20 protein-coding genes, 2 tRNA genes and 1 riboswitch are annotated in these 21,085 nt (G+C 31.5%); of the genes, 18 read left to right on the top strand and 4 right to left on the bottom strand.

Features of this window, described 5'->3' with window-relative positions:
- Nucleotides 1–153 precede the first annotated feature (153 nt).
- The 8 genes from recD2 to KQH81_RS13255 all read left to right on the top strand — a co-directional run bounded on the left by recD2 (nt 154) and on the right by KQH81_RS13255 (nt 12,411).
- Nucleotides 154–2,385 (top strand): SF1B family DNA helicase RecD2, encoded by a 2,232-nt coding sequence (gene recD2 / locus KQH81_RS13290; RefSeq protein WP_027638721.1) that lies wholly within the window; start codon nt 154–156, stop codon nt 2,383–2,385.
- Between the two features lie 15 nt (nt 2,386–2,400).
- Nucleotides 2,401–3,417 carry a hypothetical protein gene (locus KQH81_RS13285; RefSeq protein ID WP_230028393.1) on the top strand — a complete coding sequence of 339 codons (1,017 nt, stop codon included), beginning with the start codon at nt 2,401–2,403 and terminating at the stop codon, nt 3,415–3,417.
- Nucleotides 3,390–4,073: a ComF family protein gene (locus KQH81_RS13280; RefSeq protein ID WP_230028391.1), complete on the top strand. Its 684-nt coding sequence runs from the start codon at nt 3,390–3,392 to the stop codon at nt 4,071–4,073. The genes KQH81_RS13285 and KQH81_RS13280 overlap by 28 nt, the downstream gene beginning before the upstream one ends.
- A gap of 649 nt (nt 4,074–4,722) precedes the next feature.
- On the top strand, nt 4,723–5,250 hold the full coding sequence (gene hpf / locus KQH81_RS13275; protein ID WP_168972586.1) for a ribosome hibernation-promoting factor, HPF/YfiA family: 528 nt from the start codon (nt 4,723–4,725) through the stop codon (nt 5,248–5,250).
- 354 nt (nt 5,251–5,604) lie between these two features.
- Complete coding sequence (secA, locus tag KQH81_RS13270; RefSeq protein ID WP_027638725.1) at nt 5,605–8,118, top strand: preprotein translocase subunit SecA; 2,514 nt, start codon at nt 5,605–5,607, stop codon at nt 8,116–8,118.
- Nucleotides 8,119–8,192: 74 nt separating this feature from the next.
- Nucleotides 8,193–9,315 (top strand): peptide chain release factor 2 gene (gene prfB, locus KQH81_RS13265; protein WP_177192669.1). Its coding sequence is split into 2 segments (ribosomal slippage): nt 8,193–8,270 and nt 8,272–9,315, totalling 1,122 coding nucleotides; the frame shifts between segments, so codons are not numbered across the junction.
- A 24-nt stretch (nt 9,316–9,339) separates the two neighbouring features.
- Nucleotides 9,340–11,508: a Tex family protein gene (locus tag KQH81_RS13260; RefSeq protein ID WP_178311349.1), complete on the top strand. Its 2,169-nt coding sequence runs from the start codon at nt 9,340–9,342 to the stop codon at nt 11,506–11,508.
- A gap of 56 nt (nt 11,509–11,564) precedes the next feature.
- A riboswitch (FMN riboswitch) is annotated at nt 11,565–11,679 on the top strand.
- A gap of 96 nt (nt 11,680–11,775) precedes the next feature.
- Complete coding sequence (locus tag KQH81_RS13255; RefSeq protein ID WP_230028389.1) at nt 11,776–12,411, top strand: ECF transporter S component; 636 nt, start codon at nt 11,776–11,778, stop codon at nt 12,409–12,411.
- A 50-nt stretch (nt 12,412–12,461) separates the two neighbouring features.
- Here the strand turns inward: KQH81_RS13255 and rimI are convergent, their stop codons facing one another.
- Genes rimI through tsaE form a run of 3 tightly spaced genes read right to left on the bottom strand, consistent with a single transcriptional unit; the run spans nt 12,462 to nt 14,089 of the window.
- Nucleotides 12,462–12,920 carry a ribosomal protein S18-alanine N-acetyltransferase gene (gene rimI / locus KQH81_RS13250; protein ID WP_027638728.1) on the bottom strand — a complete coding sequence of 153 codons (459 nt, stop codon included), beginning with the start codon at nt 12,918–12,920 and terminating at the stop codon, nt 12,462–12,464.
- A 3-nt stretch (nt 12,921–12,923) separates the two neighbouring features.
- Entirely contained in the window at nt 12,924–13,631 is a 708-nt protein-coding gene (gene tsaB / locus KQH81_RS13245) for a tRNA (adenosine(37)-N6)-threonylcarbamoyltransferase complex dimerization subunit type 1 TsaB (RefSeq protein ID WP_027638729.1), read from the bottom strand.
- Nucleotides 13,628–14,089, bottom strand: coding sequence for a tRNA (adenosine(37)-N6)-threonylcarbamoyltransferase complex ATPase subunit type 1 TsaE (gene tsaE / locus KQH81_RS13240; protein ID WP_027638730.1), 462 nt, complete (start codon nt 14,087–14,089; stop codon nt 13,628–13,630). Before tsaE ends, tsaB begins: the two co-directional genes overlap by 4 nt.
- Before the next feature lie 151 nt (nt 14,090–14,240).
- Between tsaE and KQH81_RS13235 the strand changes: the two genes are divergently transcribed.
- The 9 genes from KQH81_RS13235 (at nt 14,241) to KQH81_RS13195 (ending at nt 19,772) form a co-directional block, all read left to right on the top strand.
- The gene (locus KQH81_RS13235; RefSeq protein WP_027638731.1) at nt 14,241–15,167 is read left to right on the top strand and encodes a metal ABC transporter substrate-binding protein; all 927 of its coding nucleotides are present in this window, start codon (nt 14,241–14,243) and stop codon (nt 15,165–15,167) included.
- Nucleotides 15,168–15,232: 65 nt separating this feature from the next.
- Nucleotides 15,233–15,499 carry a hypothetical protein gene (locus tag KQH81_RS13230; RefSeq protein WP_027638732.1) on the top strand — a complete coding sequence of 89 codons (267 nt, stop codon included), beginning with the start codon at nt 15,233–15,235 and terminating at the stop codon, nt 15,497–15,499.
- Nucleotides 15,500–15,590: 91 nt separating this feature from the next.
- Nucleotides 15,591–15,666: transfer RNA gene (locus tag KQH81_RS13225), tRNA-Trp, on the top strand.
- Between the two features lie 238 nt (nt 15,667–15,904).
- On the top strand, nt 15,905–16,276 hold the full coding sequence (locus KQH81_RS13220) for a GNAT family N-acetyltransferase (protein ID WP_027638733.1): 372 nt from the start codon (nt 15,905–15,907) through the stop codon (nt 16,274–16,276).
- Nucleotides 16,277–16,449: 173 nt separating this feature from the next.
- Nucleotides 16,450–17,532 carry a nicotinate-nucleotide--dimethylbenzimidazole phosphoribosyltransferase gene (cobT, locus tag KQH81_RS13215; protein WP_027638734.1) on the top strand — a complete coding sequence of 361 codons (1,083 nt, stop codon included), beginning with the start codon at nt 16,450–16,452 and terminating at the stop codon, nt 17,530–17,532.
- Between the two features lie 8 nt (nt 17,533–17,540).
- Nucleotides 17,541–18,125 (top strand): alpha-ribazole phosphatase, encoded by a 585-nt coding sequence (cobC, locus tag KQH81_RS13210; protein WP_027638735.1) that lies wholly within the window; start codon nt 17,541–17,543, stop codon nt 18,123–18,125.
- 13 nt (nt 18,126–18,138) lie between these two features.
- Entirely contained in the window at nt 18,139–18,690 is a 552-nt protein-coding gene (cobU, locus tag KQH81_RS13205) for a bifunctional adenosylcobinamide kinase/adenosylcobinamide-phosphate guanylyltransferase (protein ID WP_027638736.1), read from the top strand.
- A 24-nt stretch (nt 18,691–18,714) separates the two neighbouring features.
- Nucleotides 18,715–19,470, top strand: a complete 756-nt coding sequence (gene cobS / locus KQH81_RS13200; RefSeq protein WP_027638737.1) for an adenosylcobinamide-GDP ribazoletransferase — start codon at nt 18,715–18,717, stop codon at nt 19,468–19,470.
- 26 nt (nt 19,471–19,496) lie between these two features.
- Entirely contained in the window at nt 19,497–19,772 is a 276-nt protein-coding gene (locus KQH81_RS13195) for a hypothetical protein (RefSeq protein WP_035770718.1), read from the top strand.
- 139 nt (nt 19,773–19,911) lie between these two features.
- Here KQH81_RS13195 and KQH81_RS13190 read toward each other — a convergent pair.
- Nucleotides 19,912–19,987 (bottom strand) — tRNA-Trp (locus tag KQH81_RS13190).
- Nucleotides 19,988–20,113: 126 nt separating this feature from the next.
- Here KQH81_RS13190 and KQH81_RS13185 point away from each other — a divergent pair.
- Nucleotides 20,114–20,950: a polysaccharide deacetylase family protein gene (locus KQH81_RS13185; RefSeq protein ID WP_074845348.1), complete on the top strand. Its 837-nt coding sequence runs from the start codon at nt 20,114–20,116 to the stop codon at nt 20,948–20,950.
- The last annotated feature ends 135 nt before the right edge of the window (nt 20,951–21,085 follow it).

Here is a 21,085-nt window from a genome sequence, read left to right as displayed (position 1 = left end):
TAAGTCAAATTAAAAAATAATAATTATGAATGATTATTGTAACAATTGTGTAAATATATGAGGAGACTAATAGGATAAACTAATATTAAATATGGAGTACTATAAAAATATGATATAATAAATATTGTAATTTTTTTAAGTAGGGAGATTTCTATGGATGAAATAAATGGAGTAATAGATGAGATAGTTTTTCAAAATGAGGAAAACGGATATGTAGTTGCAAAACTTAGTGCTGATAAGTCTATAGTTACAATAGTTGGAACTATTCCGTACCTAGTTGAAGGCCAGAATTTAAAACTTTTGGGTCAGTGGATAACTCATCCTAAGTTTGGAAAGCAATTTCAAGTTAAAAGCTGTGAAGAGATTTTGCCAACATCAACAAAAGGAATAGAAAAATATCTCGCTTCAGGTGTAATTGTAGGAATAGGCCCAATAACTGCTAAGAAAATAGTAAATAAGTTTGGAGAAGACACTTTAGATATTTTAGATAATGATATTGAAAGACTTAGAGAGGTAGAAGGAATCGGTGAAAAAAAGCTTGAGCTCATATATGATTCTTACGGAAAACAGAGAGATGTGAGAAACATAATGATATTTCTCCAAAGTTATGGGATAGGACCTAATCAGTGCATGAAAATACACAAGAGATTTGGCTCTCAAGCCGTAACTGTAGTGAAGGAAAATCCTTATATACTTTGTGAAGAGGTTGCAGGTATCGGTTTTAAGACTTCTGACAAAATAGCTAGGAGCCTTGGAGTAGAAAAAGATGCACCTTTTAGAATTCAAAGTGGAATTAAATATGTAGTGAATGAATTTTGTGCTATGGGACATACTTATATACCAAAGGATAAACTTGTCAACAATGCAGCAAAGGTTCTTTTAGTTGAAGAGAGCATTATAGAAAGAAATATATCAGATTGCATAATTGATGGAAAGATAAAGATGGAAAAGATAGAAGGATTAGAGTGTGTATTTACACCATTCTACTATTATTGTGAGCTTAGTGTTACTAAGAACATCTTAACTTTGGCTACATCAAATTATGACGACCTAAATATAAAAGTTGATGATGAGATAGAGGAGTTTCAAAAGAAGAACAATATAGCTTTTGCTGATAGTCAGAAGGAAGCTATAAGAGGAGCTTTTCAGCATGGAGTTGAGATAATAACTGGTGGACCAGGAACAGGAAAAACCACCATAATAAACTGTATAATGGACATATTTGAAGATAACAGTTTTAAGGTGGTAATGGCGGCTCCTACAGGAAGAGCGGCAAAACGAATGACAGAGGCAACTCATAGAGAAGCAAAGACAATACATAGACTTTTAGAGATGGGTTTTACAGGTGATGAAACATTGGATGTATTTGCAAAAGGTGAAGAATCGCCTCTAGAATGTGATGTAATTATAATAGATGAAGCTTCAATGATTGATATATCATTGATGTCCAGTCTTTTAAAAGCAATAAAGATAGGAACAAGACTTGTAATAGTTGGAGACGTGGACCAGCTGCCATCAGTGGGACCTGGAAATGTGCTTAGAGATTTGATTGAAAGTGGATGCGTTAAAGTTACAAAACTTCAGGAGATATTTAGACAATCTGAAACTAGCCTTATAACTATAAATGCCCACAAAATAAACAATGGGGAGATGCCATTACTAAATAAAAAGGGAAAAGACTTCTTCTTTATGCAGGAAGAAGGACCAGAAGAGATTTTAACTAAAATTAAAGAGCTTATAAAAGTTAGACTTCCAAAGTTCAATAAATCATGGGATGGTTTTAGTGATATACAGATTCTTTCACCTATGCGAAAGGGAATGCTTGGAGTAGACAATCTAAATTCCAATCTTCAGGATATACTTAATCCAAGAGAAAAAGGAAAAGCAGAAAAAGAATATAGAGGCATGATTTTTAGAGAAGGTGACAAAGTCATGCAGACAAAAAATAATTATAATCTTCAATGGATCAGAATAAAAGGTAGTGGAGAAAAGGAAGGTTTAGGGGTATTCAATGGTGACATAGGCTTTATAGAATCAATAGACAATGAAGGAAATTCAATAACTATAATTTTTGATGATGAGAGAAGAGTATGTTATGAAAGCATGTACTTAGATGAATTAGAACTAGCTTATGCAATAACTATACATAAAAGTCAAGGAAGTGAATTTCCTGTAATAGTGATACCTATGTTCATGGGACCACCTATGCTTATGAATAGAAATCTAATATATACTGCTATAACAAGAGCAAAAGAGTTAGTTGTTTTAAATGGTTCGCCTAAAGCGCTAAAATTTATGATTGAGAATGATAGAGCGTTTGAGAGATATTCATCATTACGATGGAGAATACAAGATATTTTAAAAGATGATATTTTTAATGAATAGGAGAAGGGGGATTATATGATTTGGTTCAAATCCCATAAACATCATGCAGAGAAATCTATAAGTGAAAAGATTGAAAGATGGAGCAGGAGTTTTAATAAGAATTCTATGCTAAATATATTGGCCACGCCATACAGTTCACCAGATATATTTTTAAACACAGTTTTAAACTTTATGAATTCAAAAAAGAGAGTGTTATATATCACAAATGAACAAGAAGATAATATAAAATTCTTAAAGATTTTGAAAAGAAGCAGCGGCTTTAGAAATTATGCCTATTTTAGAAATAATGGAAGTTTAGATGAAGGTGTTCAGCTCATATTTTCAAATCATGAAAATGCTTTTGAATTAAGTATGAATTTTGATTTAGTGATATATGATGATATAAGCGAGTATGCGGATTATAGTAGAGATGAGATAGAGGAAATTACTATATCAAAGAAAACTCAAAAGTATCTAGTGTACTCTGTTGAAACTGTGCTTCTAGATGGGGATACTATGGAGCATGTATCGGGCAGAAATCCATTTATAGAGCCAAGGATAGTGAATACTAGAATAGACTTATCAAAAGATATACCGTATATCATATATGATTATATAAAGTGGTTTATAGAAAGTAAGAGAAATCTTATAATATATCTTCCTGCAAGTCAAAGTCGTCAGCTTATCTCAGAGTACCTTCAAAATATAGATGAAGAGTATGAGGATATAATATTAGATATTGAGAATGACTATAGACGATCTTTAAAGAAAATTAAAAATAAAGACATAGCAACTATAATTTTAACAAGCCCAATGTATAATATTCCTCAGGATGTCAAGAATGTAGACATAATAGTCTATTTTGCAGACAGCACTGAGTTTAAATATAAGAGACTCTTGTTTTTATGTGGGAAGGTAGGTATAAGCAATAGTGGAAACCTTGGAGAAACCATATTTTTATCTAATACTGTGACAGAAAATATGACTAAAGCTAAGGAGATAGCTAGAAGCTTCAATAAGTTGGCATGGGAAAGCGGTTTGTTGAAAGAGTAGAATACATCAAGAGATGCATTTTGAATACTATATATGATGAAGAAGAAGGCCTCTGCTTAAACTGCAGGAGGCCTGTTTTATATGATTTTTTATGCAGTAGCTGTAAAAAGAAAATATTAATTCCAAAAGATCCATATATTTTAGAAAAAGATTATTATAAGCTTTCTATATATAGTGCAGCTTATTATTCTTCTGTAGTCAAAAATATGATATTAGTTTTCAAGTATAAGGATGATTTTCAATGTGGAGAATATTTAGGTCAGTTAATGATAGAATGCATGAAAAATCTTAATCTTAATGATATAGATATGATAACTTATGTACCTATGACTAAAGAAAATAAGAAAAAAAGAGGATTTAATCAAAGCGAATTCTTAAGTATGATTATAGGAAGAAAATTCAACTTAGAAGTAGAAGAAACTCTGGAGAAGAAAAATGGCCACAGAAAACAAAAGACATTATCTGTAGAAGAGCGTTGGGTGAATGCAAAAAATGGCTATAAGTTTATAGGTGGTAAAAATGTAAAGGATAAAAATATTATGCTTATAGATGATGTGTTGACCACTGGTGCTACAGTATTTTATTGTAGCAGAGAACTTATGAAAAACGGTGCTAGAAAAGTTTGGGTATTGACTGTTGCAAAATCTCGTATATAATAATATTGTAGCTAGGTTTGTGGTTGAAAGTCGATGCCAGTCGCAGGCAAAACGATCCACGTAAGTTAAACAAAGTTTTAATGAGCATGGTGCGGCTTAGAAGTAAGTCCTGCCATATTTTAATATGAGAGGGTTAGTAGTGAGAGGTTAAATCCGGGTAGCAAAAGCTCCTGCAGGCGAGTGTGGGGTCAAAGACCAGGTCAGCTAGCTTCAAACCTTTGTATATCAGAGGTTCGCAGTCTTAAGGGGCTGCTTTTTTATTGTCTTTTTAGTGAAATTCCCGACCTATTCCCGACCTAATTTTACTTAGGAACGGTAATCCTATAATTTTGAAGTGCCTTTTTAATACCTTAATTCTTGATAATCATATGTAATTTTATAGGGATTTTTATATAAATATGACTGTTAAGAGCAGTCAAATATGAAGTATAAATGAATTTAATTAAAGAAGAGTAAAATAAATATTAAATTATCTGAAAATTATAAAAATATAATCTTTAGAGAAAAACATTGATATTGAAAGAAAACATAAGATAAATGAAGATAAATTTAAATATAAAGGTTTGAGAAGTTGATGGACATGGTATAAAATTAGATTAACAAAACATAATAAATAGGTGAATATCACCATAGAGAGGGGCTGGAATTTATGGAAATTAAAATCGTAGCTAAAAACATAGAGCTAACACAAGGACTTAAGGAGGCAGTTGAGAAAAAACTTTCTAGATTGGAAAAGTACTTTGGACCGGAGGTTGTAGCTCATGTAACTCTCAGTGTACAGAAAAAAAGGCAGATAGTAGAAGTGACTATTCCTTTTAACGGCGTTGTGCTTAGAGGTCAAGAAGATTTAGAAGATATGTATGCATCTATAGATTTAGTTATAGATAAATTGGAAGGACAGATAAGAAAGCAAAAGACTAAACTACAAAGAAGACAGGTTGGTGATTCATTAAGATATCAATATATAGATGATTTAAAGGAATGTGGCGATGATGAGCCAAAAATAGTGAAAACTAAGAGATTCTCTATAAAGCCAATGTCTACAGATGAAGCTATACTTGAGATGGAACTTATAGGACATAATTTCTTTGTATTTGAAGATGCGGACAATAATGATATATGTGTTGTCTACAAAAGAAAAGATGGGAATTATGGATTGATTGAACCTGAATATTAAAAAGTAATTTAAACCCTTAGAGTGAAATTAAAACTTCCTCTAAGGGTTTTATATATTTTACAATATGTCAATAATCATAATGTAAGCTAATTGTTGAAATATAAGTAGCTTAAATGGTATAATTTATAAATGAATATTCTATATATCATATCATGAAGAATAATAGTATAAGCCGACTTCTTAGATTCAGATGGTGTGAACTTCATCTTAAGGTTAGAAGTCGTTATCTAGAGGTGTGTTTATTGAAACATTTTCGTCTAAAAAGATGTGAAGTTATTTCAACGGATACCAATTGAGTAAAATTTAAATGATAGAATTATAGATTAATATTACAAGAAGTGTGAGGATGAAAAAATGGGATTTTTAGAAAAGTTTTTTGGAACATATAGTGAACGAGAAGTCAAAAGAATACAGCCCTTAGTAGATAAAGTAGAAAAATTTGAAGATAGTATAAAGCCTCTAAGCGATGAAGAACTTAGAAACAAAACAGAAGAATTTAAAAATAGATTAAATAATGGTGAAACATTAGATGACATATTACCAGAAGCGTTTGCTGTTGTAAGAGAAGCATCTGTAAGAACATTAGGACTTAAACATTATAGAGAACAGATTATAGGGGGTATAGTTCTTCACCAAGGAAGAATTTCAGAAATGAAAACTGGAGAAGGAAAAACTTTAGTTGCTACACTTCCTGCATATTTAAATGCTCTTTCAGGCAAAGGTGTTCATGTAATTACAGTTAATGATTACCTTGCAAAAAGAGATAAAGAGTGGATGGGACAAATCTATGAGTTCTTAGGGCTAAAAGTAGGAGTTATAACTCATGAATTAAATAATGAGGAGAGAAGAGAAGCTTATAACTCAGATATAACATATGGAACAAACAACGAATTTGGATTCGATTATTTGAGAGATAATATGGTTGTATATAAGGAGGAAAGAGTTCAAAGAGAACTTAACTTCTGTATAGTGGACGAAGTTGACTCCATCCTTATTGACGAAGCTAGAACACCTCTTATAATATCAGGTCAAGGTGAAAAGTCTACAGAGTTTTATAAAGTTGCTGATTACTTTGTAAAGACATTAAAAGAAGAGGAAGACTTCACAATAGATGAAAAAGCAAAATCAGTTATAATGACAGATAGTGGAGTGCAAAAGGCTGAAAAGTATTTCCATTTAGATAACTATGCTGATTCAGCAAACATGGAAATACAACACCACGTAACTCAAGCATTAAAAGCAAATTATATAATGAAGATAGATAAAGACTACATGGTTAAGAATGGTGAAGTTATCATAGTTGATGAATTCACTGGAAGACTTATGGAAGGTAGAAGATACTCTGATGGTCTTCACCAAGCTATAGAAGCTAAAGAAGGTGTAAAGGTAGAAAGAGAATCAAAGACTTTAGCTACAATAACATTCCAAAACTATTTTAGAATGTACACTAAGCTTTCAGGTATGACTGGTACAGCTCTTACTGAAGAGAACGAATTTAGAGAGATATATGGACTTGATGTTATAGTTATACCTACTCATAAACCAATTCAAAGACAAGATATGCCAGATTTAGTATATAAGACTGTAAAAGGAAAATACGAGGCTATAGTAAAAGATATAATTGAAAGTCATAAGAAAGGACAGCCGGTACTTGTTGGTACAGTAAGTATAGAAAAATCAGAAGTTTTATCAATGCTTCTTAAGAAAAAGGGCGTACCTCATCAGGTATTAAATGCTAAGTATCATGAAAAGGAAGCGGATATAGTATCTCATGCTGGAGAAAAGGGTATGGTTACCATAGCTACAAACATGGCAGGTAGAGGTACAGATATAAAGCTTGGCGATGATGTAGTAGAACTTGGTGGTCTTAAGATAATAGGTACTGAAAGACATGAATCAAGAAGAATAGATAATCAGCTTAGAGGACGTTCTGGTCGTCAAGGAGATCCAGGAACATCTCAATTCTATATAGCATTAGAAGATGACCTTATGAGAATATTCGGTTCCGAAAAGCTTGAAGGACTTATAGACAAATTAGGTTTAGAAGAAGACGAAGCTATAGAAAGCAAGATGGTTACAAAAGCCATAGAAAGTGCTCAAAAGAAGGTTGAAGGTAACAACTTTGATATAAGAAAGACACTTCTTGGATATGATGACGTTATGAATAAGCAAAGAGAAGTTATCTACTCTCAAAGAGCTGAAGTTTTAAGTGGAACAAACTTAAAAGAACAAGTTGAGAGTATGATAAACTGGGCTATAGAGAATGCTGTAAGTTCCCATATAACTGGAGTAGAAGATACATTTAATGATGAAGTAAAAGCTCTATCTCATTACATGGAAGATATGATAGGTCATAGAGCATTAATTAAGCCAGAAGAGCTAGAAAAACTTTCAAATGAAGAAATGATAGAGAGATATAAGAATATAGCTTTTGAAATGTATAATGAAAAGGAAAAGGATTTTGAAGAAGAACAAATGAGGGAAATTGAAAGAGTTGTTCTTCTAAAAGTAGTTGATACTAAGTGGATGGATCATATAGACAATATGGATCATTTAAAACAAGGTATAGGATTAAGAGCTTACAAACAACAAGATCCAGTTCAAGCATATCAATTCGAAGGAAGTAATATGTTTGATGAAATGATAGATAATATAAAGATTGATACAGTGAGAATGCTTATGCATGTTCAAATAGAAAAGGCGCCAGAAAGAGAAAGAGTTGTAAAGGAAACAGCAACCAACTACAGTGATGATGGAAATTCTGGAGCACATACTCCTATAAAGAAGGAGAAAAAAGTAGGCAGAAATGATCCATGCCCATGTGGAAGTGGTAAAAAGTATAAAAACTGCTGCGGCAGAGAGGCTTAGTATTGTTTAGTAGATTTGCAGAAACTCTTATTCTGCAAATCTATATTTATTTAGGCATAGAAAGGATGATAGGCGTGATATTAAAATTACAACAAGAATTAGGAAGTTTGGAAGGCCTTAGAGGTACATTAAATGAAATGAGGGACTCTCTTTGACTTGCCTAGCTTAAAAAAGAAGTTAGATGAACTTGAGATGAAGATGCAGAGCAGTGTTTTTTGGGATGACATTAAAAATGCTCAAGAGATTACTCAAGAAGCAAAATCTTTAAAAGATAGAATAGATGCATTTAATTCTTTAGAGCAGAGATTTGAAGATATATTCGAATTAGGCCAGCTTGTAGAAGAAGATGATGAAAATTCTATAAGGGATATTTTATCGGAGATAAAAGAACTACAAGATTCTATAGAGAACTTTAGAATAGAAATACTTTTATGTGGAGAATATGATAAAAACAACTGCATTTTAAATCTTCATACAGGTGTTGGAGGTACTGATGCTCAGGATTGGACTGAGATGCTTTTAAGGATGTATACAAGATGGTGCGAGAAAAAGGGATTTAAAACAGAAATTATGGATTATCTAGCTGGTGATGAAGCAGGAATTAAATCAGTGACATTAAAGGTAACTGGAGGGTATGCTTATGGATATCTTAAAGCAGAAAAAGGAATTCACAGACTTGTAAGAATATCTCCATTTAATTCTAATGGCAAAAGACAGACTTCTTTTGCATCGGTAGAAGCTATGCCTGAACTTACAGCAAATCAGGATATAGACATAAAATCTGACGATTTAAAGATAGATACCTATAGAGCTGGAGGGGCAGGAGGACAGTATGTAAATAAAACTGAATCTGCAATAAGGATAACTCACCTTCCTACAGGAATAGTTGTGCAATGTCAAAATGAAAGAAGTCAGCATACAAATAAAGAATCTGCCATGAAGATATTAAAAGCAAAGCTTATAGAGCTTAAAGAAAGAGCTCATAAGGAGAAAATAGAAGACTTAGCTGGCGAACTTAAAGATATGGCTTGGGGCAGTCAGATAAGATCATATATATTTCAACCATATACTTTAGTAAAAGATCATAGAACTAATTTAGAAAATGGTAATGTAAATAGTGTTATGGACGGAGAGATAGACGGATTTATAAATGAATATTTGAAACAGAGCAGCAATGGAACTTTGGATTTAAATTAGCTTGAAGTTCATGAGGAGGATTATATGAAAAAAATAGAAGAATTATTGAGTAAGGAACTAAATATAAGCTTAACTCAGGTGAATAATGTAATAGAACTTTTAGATGAAGGAAATACAGTTCCTTTCATTGCTAGATATAGAAAAGAGAGAACTGGAGGGCTTAGTGATGAACTTCTTAGAACCTTCAATGAAAGGCTTACATATCTAAGGAATTTAAATGATAGGCGTAATGATGTGTTAAGAATCATAGAAGAACAAGGAAACCTTTCAGAGGAAGTAAAATCTGCTCTTATGAAGGCAGAAACATTAACTGAAATTGAAGACATATATAGGCCATTTAAGCCTAAAAAGAGAACAAGAGCTACAATGGCGGTTGAAAAGGGATTAAAACCTTTATCAGAAGCATTATTTTCAAAAGATTTTCTGGGAAATATAGAGGATATAGCTGTTGAATTCATAAATGAAGAAAAAGGTGTAAAGTCTGTAGCGGAAGCTATTCAAGGAGCAATGGATATAGCAGCAGAAACTATATCTGATAATGCAGATTATAGAAAATGGATAAGAAGTTATGTGTTTAATGAAGGTATTGTAGAAACAAAGGGTTCATCAGAAGAACCAACTCCTTATGAGATGTATTATGACTACAATGAGAAAGTAAGATTTATTCCAGCTCACAGAATTCTTGCTATAAATAGAGGAGAAAAGGAAAAAATACTTTCTGTAAAGATAACATCCAATGAGGAAAAAATACTTCAGTATTTAGATAACAGACTTTTAAAATATAGTGAAAACCAAAATAAATATATAGCTATGTCTATTAGAGATTCTTTAAAAAGACTTATATATCCATCAATTGAAAGAGATATAAGAAATGAACTAACTGAAAAGGGAGAAGAAGGAGCTATAACAATATTTAAAGCTAACTTAAAAGCTCTTCTTATGCAAGCTCCTATAAAGGGCAAAGTTGTCTTAGGATATGACCCTGGTTTTAGAACAGGATGTAAAGTCGCTGTATTAGATGATACAGGAAAATTTTTAGAAAAGGCTACAGTATATCCAACAGTTCCTAAAAGCGATGTAGAGGGAACTATAAGAACTCTTAAGGAACTTATCTATAAATATGATGTAGAAGTTATATCTCTAGGAAATGGTACTGCAAGCAGGGAATCAGAAGAGGTTATAACAAGGCTTATAAAGGAAGTTAAATCAGAAAAGAACAAGGATATATATTATGTTATAGTAAATGAGGCGGGAGCATCTGTTTATTCAGCTTCAGAGCTTGCTACAAAAGAATATCCTGACTTAGACGTAACAATAAGAGGTGCTATATCCATAGGAAGAAGACTTCAAGATCCACTTGCAGAGCTTGTAAAAATAGATCCTAAGTCTATTGGGGTTGGACAATATCAGCATGATGTAACTCCAAAGAGGATGGATGAATCATTGAAAGGTGTTGTTGAAGACTGCGTTAACTCTGTAGGAGTAGATCTTAATATGGCAACTCCATCATTACTTTCATATATTTCAGGAATAAATGCATCAATTGCAAATAATATTGTTCAGTACAGAGAAGAAAAAGGAAAGTTTGAAAGCAGAAAAGAACTTCTAAAGGTAAAGAGACTAGGACAAAAGGCTTATGAGCAGTGTGCAGGTTTCTTGAGAGTTATGGAAAGTAAAGAAGCTTTAGATAACACTGCTGTTCACCCAGAATCTTATGAAGCAGCAAAGGCGTTAATAATAGAGCTTGGATATTCATTAAATGATTTAAAGAAGGGAGCTTTAAGTGGTATTGAGGCAAAAGCAAAAGAAGTTGGAATAAAGATGTTAAGTGAGAAATTAAACATTGGAGATATGACACTTCAAGATATAATAAAAGAGCTTCAAAAGCCAGGAAGAGATCCAAGAGAGGATATGCCTAAGCCTATACTAAAATCAGGTGTTTTAGATATAAGTGATCTTAAGCCTGGAATGATCTTAAATGGAACTGTAAGAAATGTATCAGACTTTGGAGCCTTTGTTGATATTGGAGTCCATCAAGATGGATTAGTTCACAAGAGCCAGATGTCAGATAGGTTTGTAAAGCATCCTTTAGATATAGTAAAAGTTGGAGATATAGTAGAAGTTAGAGTTTTAGATATAGATATTAAGAGAAAGAGGATATCCCTTTCAATGAAAAAAGAGGAAAAATTATAAAAACATATTGAATTATAAAAACAAAAGATATATAATAAATTTGTAAAATATAATAAAGTTATCTTCAGGGCAGGGCGTAAATCCCTACCGGCGGTATAGCCCGCGAGCCGTAAGGCATGATTCGGTGAAATTCCGAGGCCGACAGTATAGTCTGGATGAAAGAAGGTATTATTATTAGAAATGGTAAGTTATGCCCTGGCTTTTTGTCAGGGCTTTTTCTTGTTTCTAGTACTTATACCCTGGAGGATTATTTGGGAGGGTATCAAAATGGCAAACAATTCTATCAAACTAAACAAAATGGTAAAAATCTCATTTTTAGCGTCTGTGGCTGTTGTTCTTATGGCAATAGATTTTCCACTACCAATTTTTCCTGCTTTTTTAAAAATTGATTTAAGTGATGTACCGGCTATAGTAGGAGCATTTACTTTAGGACCAGTAGCAGGGGTTGTAGTTGAATTTATCAAGGTTTTTCTTTATGCTTTAATAAAAGGTACAAGCACAGCTATGGTTGGGGAAACAGCCAACTTTTTAGTTGGAGGATCATTAGTATTAGTTACAGGACTTATCTATAAGAAAAATAAAACAAGAAAAAGTGCAATTATAGGATTAATTGCTGGAAGTATAACAATGACTGTTGTAGCAGCACTTGCTAACTATTATTTTATGCTTCCTGCTTATGTGAAGTTTATGGGAATGACAATGGAACAAATTGTATCTATGGGAACAGTTGTTAATAGCAGCATAGTTGATCCGTTCACTTTGGTACTATTAGGAATAACTCCATTTAATTTAGTTAAGTGTTTACTTGTTTCAGTAGTTACAATGGTTTTATTTAATAAGGTTATACCAGTATTATCATCTGTAAAAGACGGAAGTGCAAAAGGTTCAAATAGAGCCGCCTAACATAAAATAAAGAACCGCTGGATTTTTATTCAGCGGTTCTTTGTTTATATCTAAATAAAACTTTCTAAAGATCTATTCCACATAAGTAGTGCGTCTTCTTTGTTATTAGCGTAGTATCCTTTGCGGATTCCTTCAACTTCAAATCCAAATTTCTTATATAGATTTTGAGCAATGATGTTAGAACGTCTAACCTCAAGTGTGATGGCAGTCCCATTTTCTTTATGGCAAATTCTTAATAGTTCTTTCACTATGGCAGAACCTATTCCCTTGCCCCTATATTCAGGAGAAACTGCTATGTTGGTTATATTTCCTTCGCCAACAATTATCCAGCAGCCTCCAAAACCAACGACTTTATCATCACATAAAGCTACTACATATCTAGAAAATTTATTTTTAAATTCTTCTTCAAAGGATTGAAAACTCCAAGGTATTGCAAGACTTTCTTCGCTTATTTTAACCATATCATTTATGTGATTTTTAGAAGCTAAAATCACTTTTATATCACACATAGACTACAATCCTTTTTTTAGTTTTTCATCATATTCTCTTTCAGCTTGGGATTTTCTAAGGTATAGGGGATTAGATATATTTATATCATCGCTGATACCTTGAGATAATAATTTTATTCCAAGCTCTCCAAGAGAAGATGCTCTAGTATAGTTCAAATTGTTTGGAGCGAAGAAACAGTTTTCTAAAGAATTCTTTAAAAGTTCTCCATACTTTTTAGTTCCATCTCCAACAAAATATACAGGTTCATTAAACTCTTTTAATTTTGAAACAAGCTCATCTAATGAAAGCCTGTCATAATCCATAAGTTTTATCATCTCACCATTTTCAAACTTATATAAGCCGCAGTATACATTTTCTCTAAGTGCATCCATGATAGGACATACTATTCCATTAGCTCCATACAAGTTATAGGCTAGAGAATCTAGTGAAGATATAGATACATAAGGCTTAGAGCTTCCAAGGCTTAATCCTTTTATTGTAGCCATTCCTATTCTAAGTCCTGTAAAGGAGCCGGGGCCTTTAGATATTACAAATCCTTCTATATCATCTATAGTCAAATCTAATGACTTAAGAAGTTCATCTATCATAGGCATTATAAGTACTGAATGCTGCTTTTTATTTGCAAAATTCATTTCTCCTAATATTTGATCGTTACTAACTACAGCAGCAGTTGCAGCGTCTGTTGCTGAATCTATACTCAAAACTATCATATAATAATCTCCTTTATATAATCATATTGCTCTCCATGAGGAGTTAAAGTGATTTTTCTCACATTTTCCCCTAGGCTAGGCACTTTTTCTATTTCTATGTTTAAAAAGTTCTTTGGAATAAGTTCTTCTATATAATTAGCCCATTCAATGATAGAGACACCTTCACCGAATATATACTCGTCAAAACCTATTGCACTTATTTCATCTGGGTCATTTACTCTGTATACATCAAAATGATAAAGAGTAAGTCTGCCGCTGTGATATTCATTTACTATATTAAATGTAGGACTTGTTATGTATTCATCTATTTTAAGACCTGTAGCAAAACCTTTAGTAAGATGAGTTTTTCCAGTGCCTAAATCTCCTATAAGACATATTATATCTTCAGAGTTGCATAGTTCACCCAATTGTTTTCCTATATTAAAGGTTTCCTCCACGCTATGTACAAAAAATTCCATAGTCAATGACCTCCTAATATTAAAGTCTATCCTTTATTTTATCCTAAAATCTATAAAAAGAAAAGCTTAGGGAATATTTCGATGTAATAAGTTTGACTTGAAATTTACTAGAGGTTAAAATTAAGTAAGTATTATTTAGAGGGTGATTTAATTGAAACGAGGTTGGAAACTTTTAATAGCATTCATAATCACTAATGCAGTTGTGATTTCAGCCATAGTAGTAAGTCATAATGTTCAGCAGAAAAAGTATGCACCTATGTTAGATGAAAAGGAAAGAGAAAGTTACATATCAATCATGGTTCCCACAAAAAGCTTGTATAATATGGTTCTTGACATTGTAGGAGATGACCATGATGTTTCATATATGTTTAAAAATGACAATGAAAATTTAAATTTTGAATATACAAATGATAGCGTAATAAATGTTGGGAAACAGGATTTATTTTTGTATATGGGAATGGAAAATGAGCCTTGGGTAGATGGATTTTTGGATTTGGTGAAAAGAGAAACCCTATCCACTTCGAATATATCTAGAGGTATCATATCATTACCTCTTACAAAGCCTAGAAAGATAAAGGAAAAGGAGTATAAGGAGAATCCATATTATTGGATGAATTTAGAAAATTATAAAACTGCTTTGAATAACATAAGAGTTGCTGTTACTGAAAAGGACACTAGGAATAGAGATAAATATGAAAAAAATTTCAAAGAAGCTATGGAAAAGATTAATAAGCTTGAAGAGAGTTTGAATGAATCATTAGAAAAGGTAAGTCAATATACTTTTGTTGTAAGAGAAGACACATTTGATTATTTTCTAAAATACAAGGGATTAAAAACTATAAAAATTCCTAAGGAGTTAAAAAAAGAAGAATGGGATACTATGAAAGAAAAATTTAAAGAAACTAAAAACCTTATTTTTCTATGTGGTTATAATGATATCCTTAGAGAAAATGAAGGCATAATAACAGAGTTTGGAATGAAAACTATGTATATAGATATAGATAAATATCATAATTCCAATTATGAATTTTTACAAAAGTTAGTTGAAAAATTCACGAGTTTCGAGTCTGAAAAATAAATGTAAAATATGATAGTTTTAAAATATGCTCATATTATTAAAGTAATATTGCTAGTTTTTTTGATATGAGCTATGAAAAAGCAGAAATGATATTGGTTGTTATAGCAGCAGTGGTTTTATTTATCGGTATTTGTGCAATTAATAGTCCAAGGACTACAGCAAAAGATTTTATTTACCAGTACAGTAGAACAGCTTCTCATCAAGATATAAAATCAAGATGGGGACAAGATTTTGATTTAATAAGGTCAGGCTATGGATTTTTTATACGTTTCTTTATAGTAGGAATCACTATGGTGATTTATTGCTTTGCTATAGAGAAGATATTTTTTTAGTATTGTTTTAAGGGTCGTCTTTTTTAGAGCAATGCGAAGAAAAAAATGTGTTGCAAAATTTACTGAATTAATTTATAATAAATTTTGTCTTAGGGGTATAGCTCAATTGGTAGAGTAGCGGTCTCCAAAACCGTTGGTTCCGGGTTCAAGTCCTCGTGCCCCTGCCAAAAATAGTCAGTAAAATTACTGGCTATTTTTTTGTTTAAAAGTATTAAATTTTAATATGAAGCAATTGAAATACATTTTAAAAGATATATTTTTAAATAATATAAGAAATATTAACAATATCTTAAAAAAAGTTTTTTTTATAATGAAATAGTTAAAAAAGTGATTTTAAAATAACTTTAGAACTGTGATATACTATAGCCAATAAAAAAGGGGTAACTCTAGTTATTGGGAGGAATTATGGATAAGAATTGTAGGCTAAAAGTAGAGTTAAGTAAAAATGAACCGAGTGAGACTATTTACAAATTTATACTAAATGAAAATGGAGAAAATATTGGCTGGTGTCACACAAAATTGAATAAATTTGGTGCTGTAGAAATAAATTATGAGATTTACAGCCAATATAGAGGACTTGGATATAGTATAGAAGGTATAGGAAGCGTACTAAAGATGTTGAAAGATAGTAACCTTAATATGAAAATTGTCGCTAAAGTAATTGAGAAGAATATTGGAGCATGGAGAGTTTTAGAGAAAACAGGATTTAATTTAGAAAAAGTATTTCTTGACAAAGATGAAAATACTATGGCTAGAATTTATATTTATAATATATAATGTAGGCATTCAATAGATTAGAATATTTAAAATTAATTGATTTTTATTATGTAAAATTATATAATGAGAATTGAGCATAAGCAAGAAGAGAAAACTTTACTTGTTTTAGCTAATAAATAGTATTATTTGACCTCTATAATAGTATAGAGGTCTTTCTTATTAGGGGGAGCTTTATGGATAATATAAACAGCATTATAAATGGAATAAAACCACTAAATGTACAAGTTATGAAGGATGTAAAGACAAAAATAGACAATTTAGCTAAGCCTATAGGAAGTCTTGGAACATTAGAAGATATAGTTATAAAACTTAGCGGAATTAATGAAAAAGCTGTAAAAACTATAGAAAAAAAGTCTATAGTAATAATGTGCGCTGATAATGGCATTGTAGATGAAGGTGTATCGACATGCCCTCAATCCACAACTCTTACTGTGTCTCTAAATTTTGTAAAGGGAACTACAGGAGTGTGCCTTTTAAGTAAATATGTAGGATCAGATTTAACCGTTGTTGATATAGGTATAAATGCAGAGGTTGATGATTCAAGGATACTAAATAGAAAAATTTCTTATGGTACAAAGAATATAGCAAAAGAAGCAGCTATGTCTAGAGAAGATGTGATAAAAGCTATAAATGTAGGAATAGATATTGTAAAGGATTTGAAGAAAAATGGTTATGAGATGCTTGGTACAGGAGAGATGGGAGTAGGAAATACCTCTACTTCAGCAGCGGTAATAAGCGTATTAACTGGAAGACATAGTGACAGTATAGTTGGGAAAGGATCTGGGCTTACGGACTTAGGACTTGAAAATAAAAAAGAAGTTATAAGAAGAGCTATAGAAGTAAATAAACCTGATAAAAGTGATACTATAGATGTTTTAAGTAAGGTTGGAGGGTTAGATATAGCAGGGTTATGTGGATGCTTCTTGGGTGCTGCTTATGAGAGAATTCCTATAGTTATGGATGGAGTTATTTCTGCAGCAGCAGCTTTATGTGCATATAGATTAAATCCATTAGTTAGAGATTATATATTCCCATCTCATATTTCTATGGAAGAGGGAAGTAGAACAGTTTTAGAAGAAATGGGATTGCAGTCTATGATTAATTTAAATATGAGACTTGGAGAAGGTTCAGGATGCCCATTTACATTTAAAATAGCGGATATGGCTCTATTCACTTTATGTAATATGTCATCTTTCAATGAATCAGGAATATCAAAGGATGATTATGTAGACATAAGGGAAGATGACAGCCTTTAGGAGGATTTATGAATATTTATTTTGTAAGGCATGGTAAAACTGAAAGTAATGAAAAAGGAGTTTATTATGGATCCTTAGATTCATCTATAAATTCTATTGGCAAGGATCAGGGTAAAAAACTAAATGAGTATTTAAAAAATGTAAATTTCACTAAAGCCTATGTGAGTCCGCTTAAAAGAGCAAAGGAAACTTTAGCTTTAATAGAACCTAAATGTAGCATTGTTGAAGATGAAAGGCTTAAGGAGCGAAGCTTTGGCGTTTTTGAAGGTCTTACTTATGATGAAATAAAGAGTAGTTTTCCTAAAGAACATGATATTTGGATTAAAGATTGGGAGAATTTCAAGCCAGAAGATGGAGAAAGTTTTAGAGATTTTTATGATAGAGTAGAAAGTTTTATTTTAGATGTTGAAAAAGAAAATGAAGATAATATATTAGTAGTAACTCATGGAGGAGTCATAAGAGCTGTATATTGTCATATATTAGAAGGAAATCTTGATTTTTATTGGAAATTTGCAAGTAAAAATGGAGATGTATCTGTTATAAAATATGAAGATAATTACATGTACATTGATTCTATAGTTCATATAGACTAGGAGGAGAATTGAAATGAGCAATATTACTTTAGTAACTGGAGGAAGCAGAAGTGGAAAGAGTTCTTTTGGTGAATCTCTTTTGAAGGATACAGATGATGTACTTTACATAGCTACTGCAATAGTGACAGACAAAGAGATGGCAGCAAGGATAAAGAGACATAGAGAAAGTAGAAATCAAAACTGGCCAACTTACGAAGGATATAAGAATTTAGATGAAATTTTAGGGAATTATAGTGAAAAAAATATATTTTTAGATTGTGTCACTGTAATGACTACAAACCTATTATTTGATAGTCCTATAGATTTTGATAAAGCAAGTCAGGATGAAATAGATAAAGTGACTGAATATATAAAAGGGCAGTTTACAGTATTGATTTCAAAAGCCAGAGAGTTAGATAAAAATTTGATTCTTATCACTAATGAAGTAGGCTGGGGACTTGTGCCAGAATATAAATTGTCTAGAATATTTAGAGACGTAGCGGGATTTGTAAATCAACATATAGCAATGGCTTGTGATGAAGTTTATCTAGTGAGCTGTGGAATTCCATTAAAATTAAAGGGGTAATTTTAGAAAAATAGGAGCAAAGTTATGAAAAAATATTTAAATGGGTTTCTTCTTATGATACAATTTATGACTAGAATACCCGTAAACAAAGAACTAAGTTGTAATATGGATGATTTTAGAATAGGAATATCATATTTTCCTATAATAGGACTTATAGTTGGAGGAATTCAATATTTGATATATTTCCTTCTTCAAAATATTATAGCATCAGAAATTGCTATTGTAATAGCTGTCATAGCGGGAGTCATGTTGACAGGGGCTCTTCATGTTGATGGACTCGGAGATGTCTTTGATGCATTTTATTCATTTAAAGGTGGAAAAGATAAAATTCTAGAAATCATGAAGGATAGTAGAATGGGGACCTATGGTTCACTTGCAATTTTCTTTGATGTTCTTTTAAAGATAGTATCATTTATACTTTTAGAACAAAGAGGACTTATAAGCCTTATGATAGTAACTCCTGTAATAGGAAGAGGTGCTATGGTATTTCTTTTCTCTATAGGTAAAAGTGCAAAGGAAAAGAGTAGCGGAAATGTTTATATAGGGAACTGTGGTATAAAAGAAGTTATAATAACCTTTGTGGAGATTATGATAATAGGAACACTTATAGTTGGACCTATTAGAACAATATCACTTATAGCATGCTCATATATTATAGTGTTTTTATTCAATAAGTATTGTAATATCAAGATAGGAGGACTTGTTGGAGATACTTTAGGGGCAGGTAATGAGTTAAGTGAAATTTTAACTTTAATTATATCTAATTCATATTTATTCTAAGTTTACGGTTTTAGGAGGAGGAACATATGGTAATAAAGATATGGGGCAAAATAATGAAAGATACTAAGATAGTAAAAGATTGCGTAGTTATATCAGAAGATATAGATGAATATCAGGCATGCCTTACATATTGTATAAATGAGATATGCGATAAACTTGATATAGCAAAGCCATACTGGCTCCCTGTAAACTTAAAGAGGTACAATCAATTTGGAAAGACAGCTTTCAATAAGGATAACTTCATTGAGGATATAGAGTTCGATAAGTTTGTTATTGAAGAAATAGAAGATGATGATAAGTAGAATTCAGTATATAATAAGGATTTAATTATAACAAAGAGTATTTAATCTAGAGAACGATAAGAAATGTATGTTTTTATTGTTCTCTATTTTTATGTAAAAAAATATAATAAAAAGCAGTCAGTATTTCACTGACTGCTTTTGGCAGGGGCACGAGGACTTGAACCCGGAACCAACGGTTTTGGAGACCGCTACTCTACCAATTGAGCTATACCCCTTCGAACAATAATATTATAATACAAATTTTATGTAATAGCAAGTTTTTTTACAAAAAAATAATTTAGATACAATTTTGTAACATATTATGGAAGAAATAAAATATAATGGAGATAGGTGGTGGTAATATGAGAGAATTTTTTAAAGAGAAAAAGCTTGAGAAAAACTACATAATTATAATTTTTATATTGCTTTTTTATAATATGTTGTCTATTGAACTTTACTTATATTTAAACTTACGAAGCAATACTGTACAAGCTTCTGAAATAGAAGATAAAGTTGATAAGCCAATAAATGAGGGAGTAGTGGAGCAACCTCTTAGGTATAGAGCAAACGAAGATGAGAAAGTTTTTCTTGAAGATGTCTATAAAAACGATGGGAAAAAAACTGCATATTTAACATTTGATGATGGACCAAGCAATTATGTAACGTCTGTGATATTGGATATTTTAGATAAATATAATATAAAGGCAACATTTTTTGTTGTAGGAAATATGGCTATGGAAAATAGCAAGATTCTTAAGGAAGAGTATATTAGAGGTCATAGTATAGGCTCTCATAGCTATGATCATGACTACAAGAAGATTTATGCTAGTGAAGATAGTTTTAGAGAAGAAAAAGAGAAAGGGTTTAAAGTTCTAAATGATATACTCGGCAATAAATTTGAAACTAGATTATTTAGGTTTCCAGGAGGTTCTTTTGGAAATAATAAACATAGGTTTAAGGAGATTTTGCATGAAGAAGGAAAAGTTTATGCAGATTGGAATGCTTTAAATGGTGATGGAGAAGTTCAAGGTGCCAGTGAAGAATGGCTTTTTAATAGACTAAAAGAAACTGTAAAAGGTAAAGAAAAGGTAGTTGTATTAATGCATGATACAAATGCTAAAGAAAGTACCGTAAGGTCTTTAGAAAGTATAATCCTATATTTGAAAAATGAAGGATATGAATTTAAATCTATTAAATAATGAAAAATTAAGATTATTCATATTGAAATTTGAAGATTTAAATGTTAAAATTGCATTAAATTACCACAATGAATGTGTACTCATTGTAAATGAAAGTTAAATAAAGGGTGATTACTAAGCTATAAATTAGCTTTG

It is taken from the genome of Clostridium cadaveris, from assembly GCF_020911725.1.
In the GTDB taxonomy this organism is placed as follows: Bacteria; Bacillota; Clostridia; order Clostridiales; family Clostridiaceae; genus Clostridium_X; species Clostridium_X cadaveris.
This window is presented reverse-complemented; position numbering and strand designations above follow the sequence as displayed.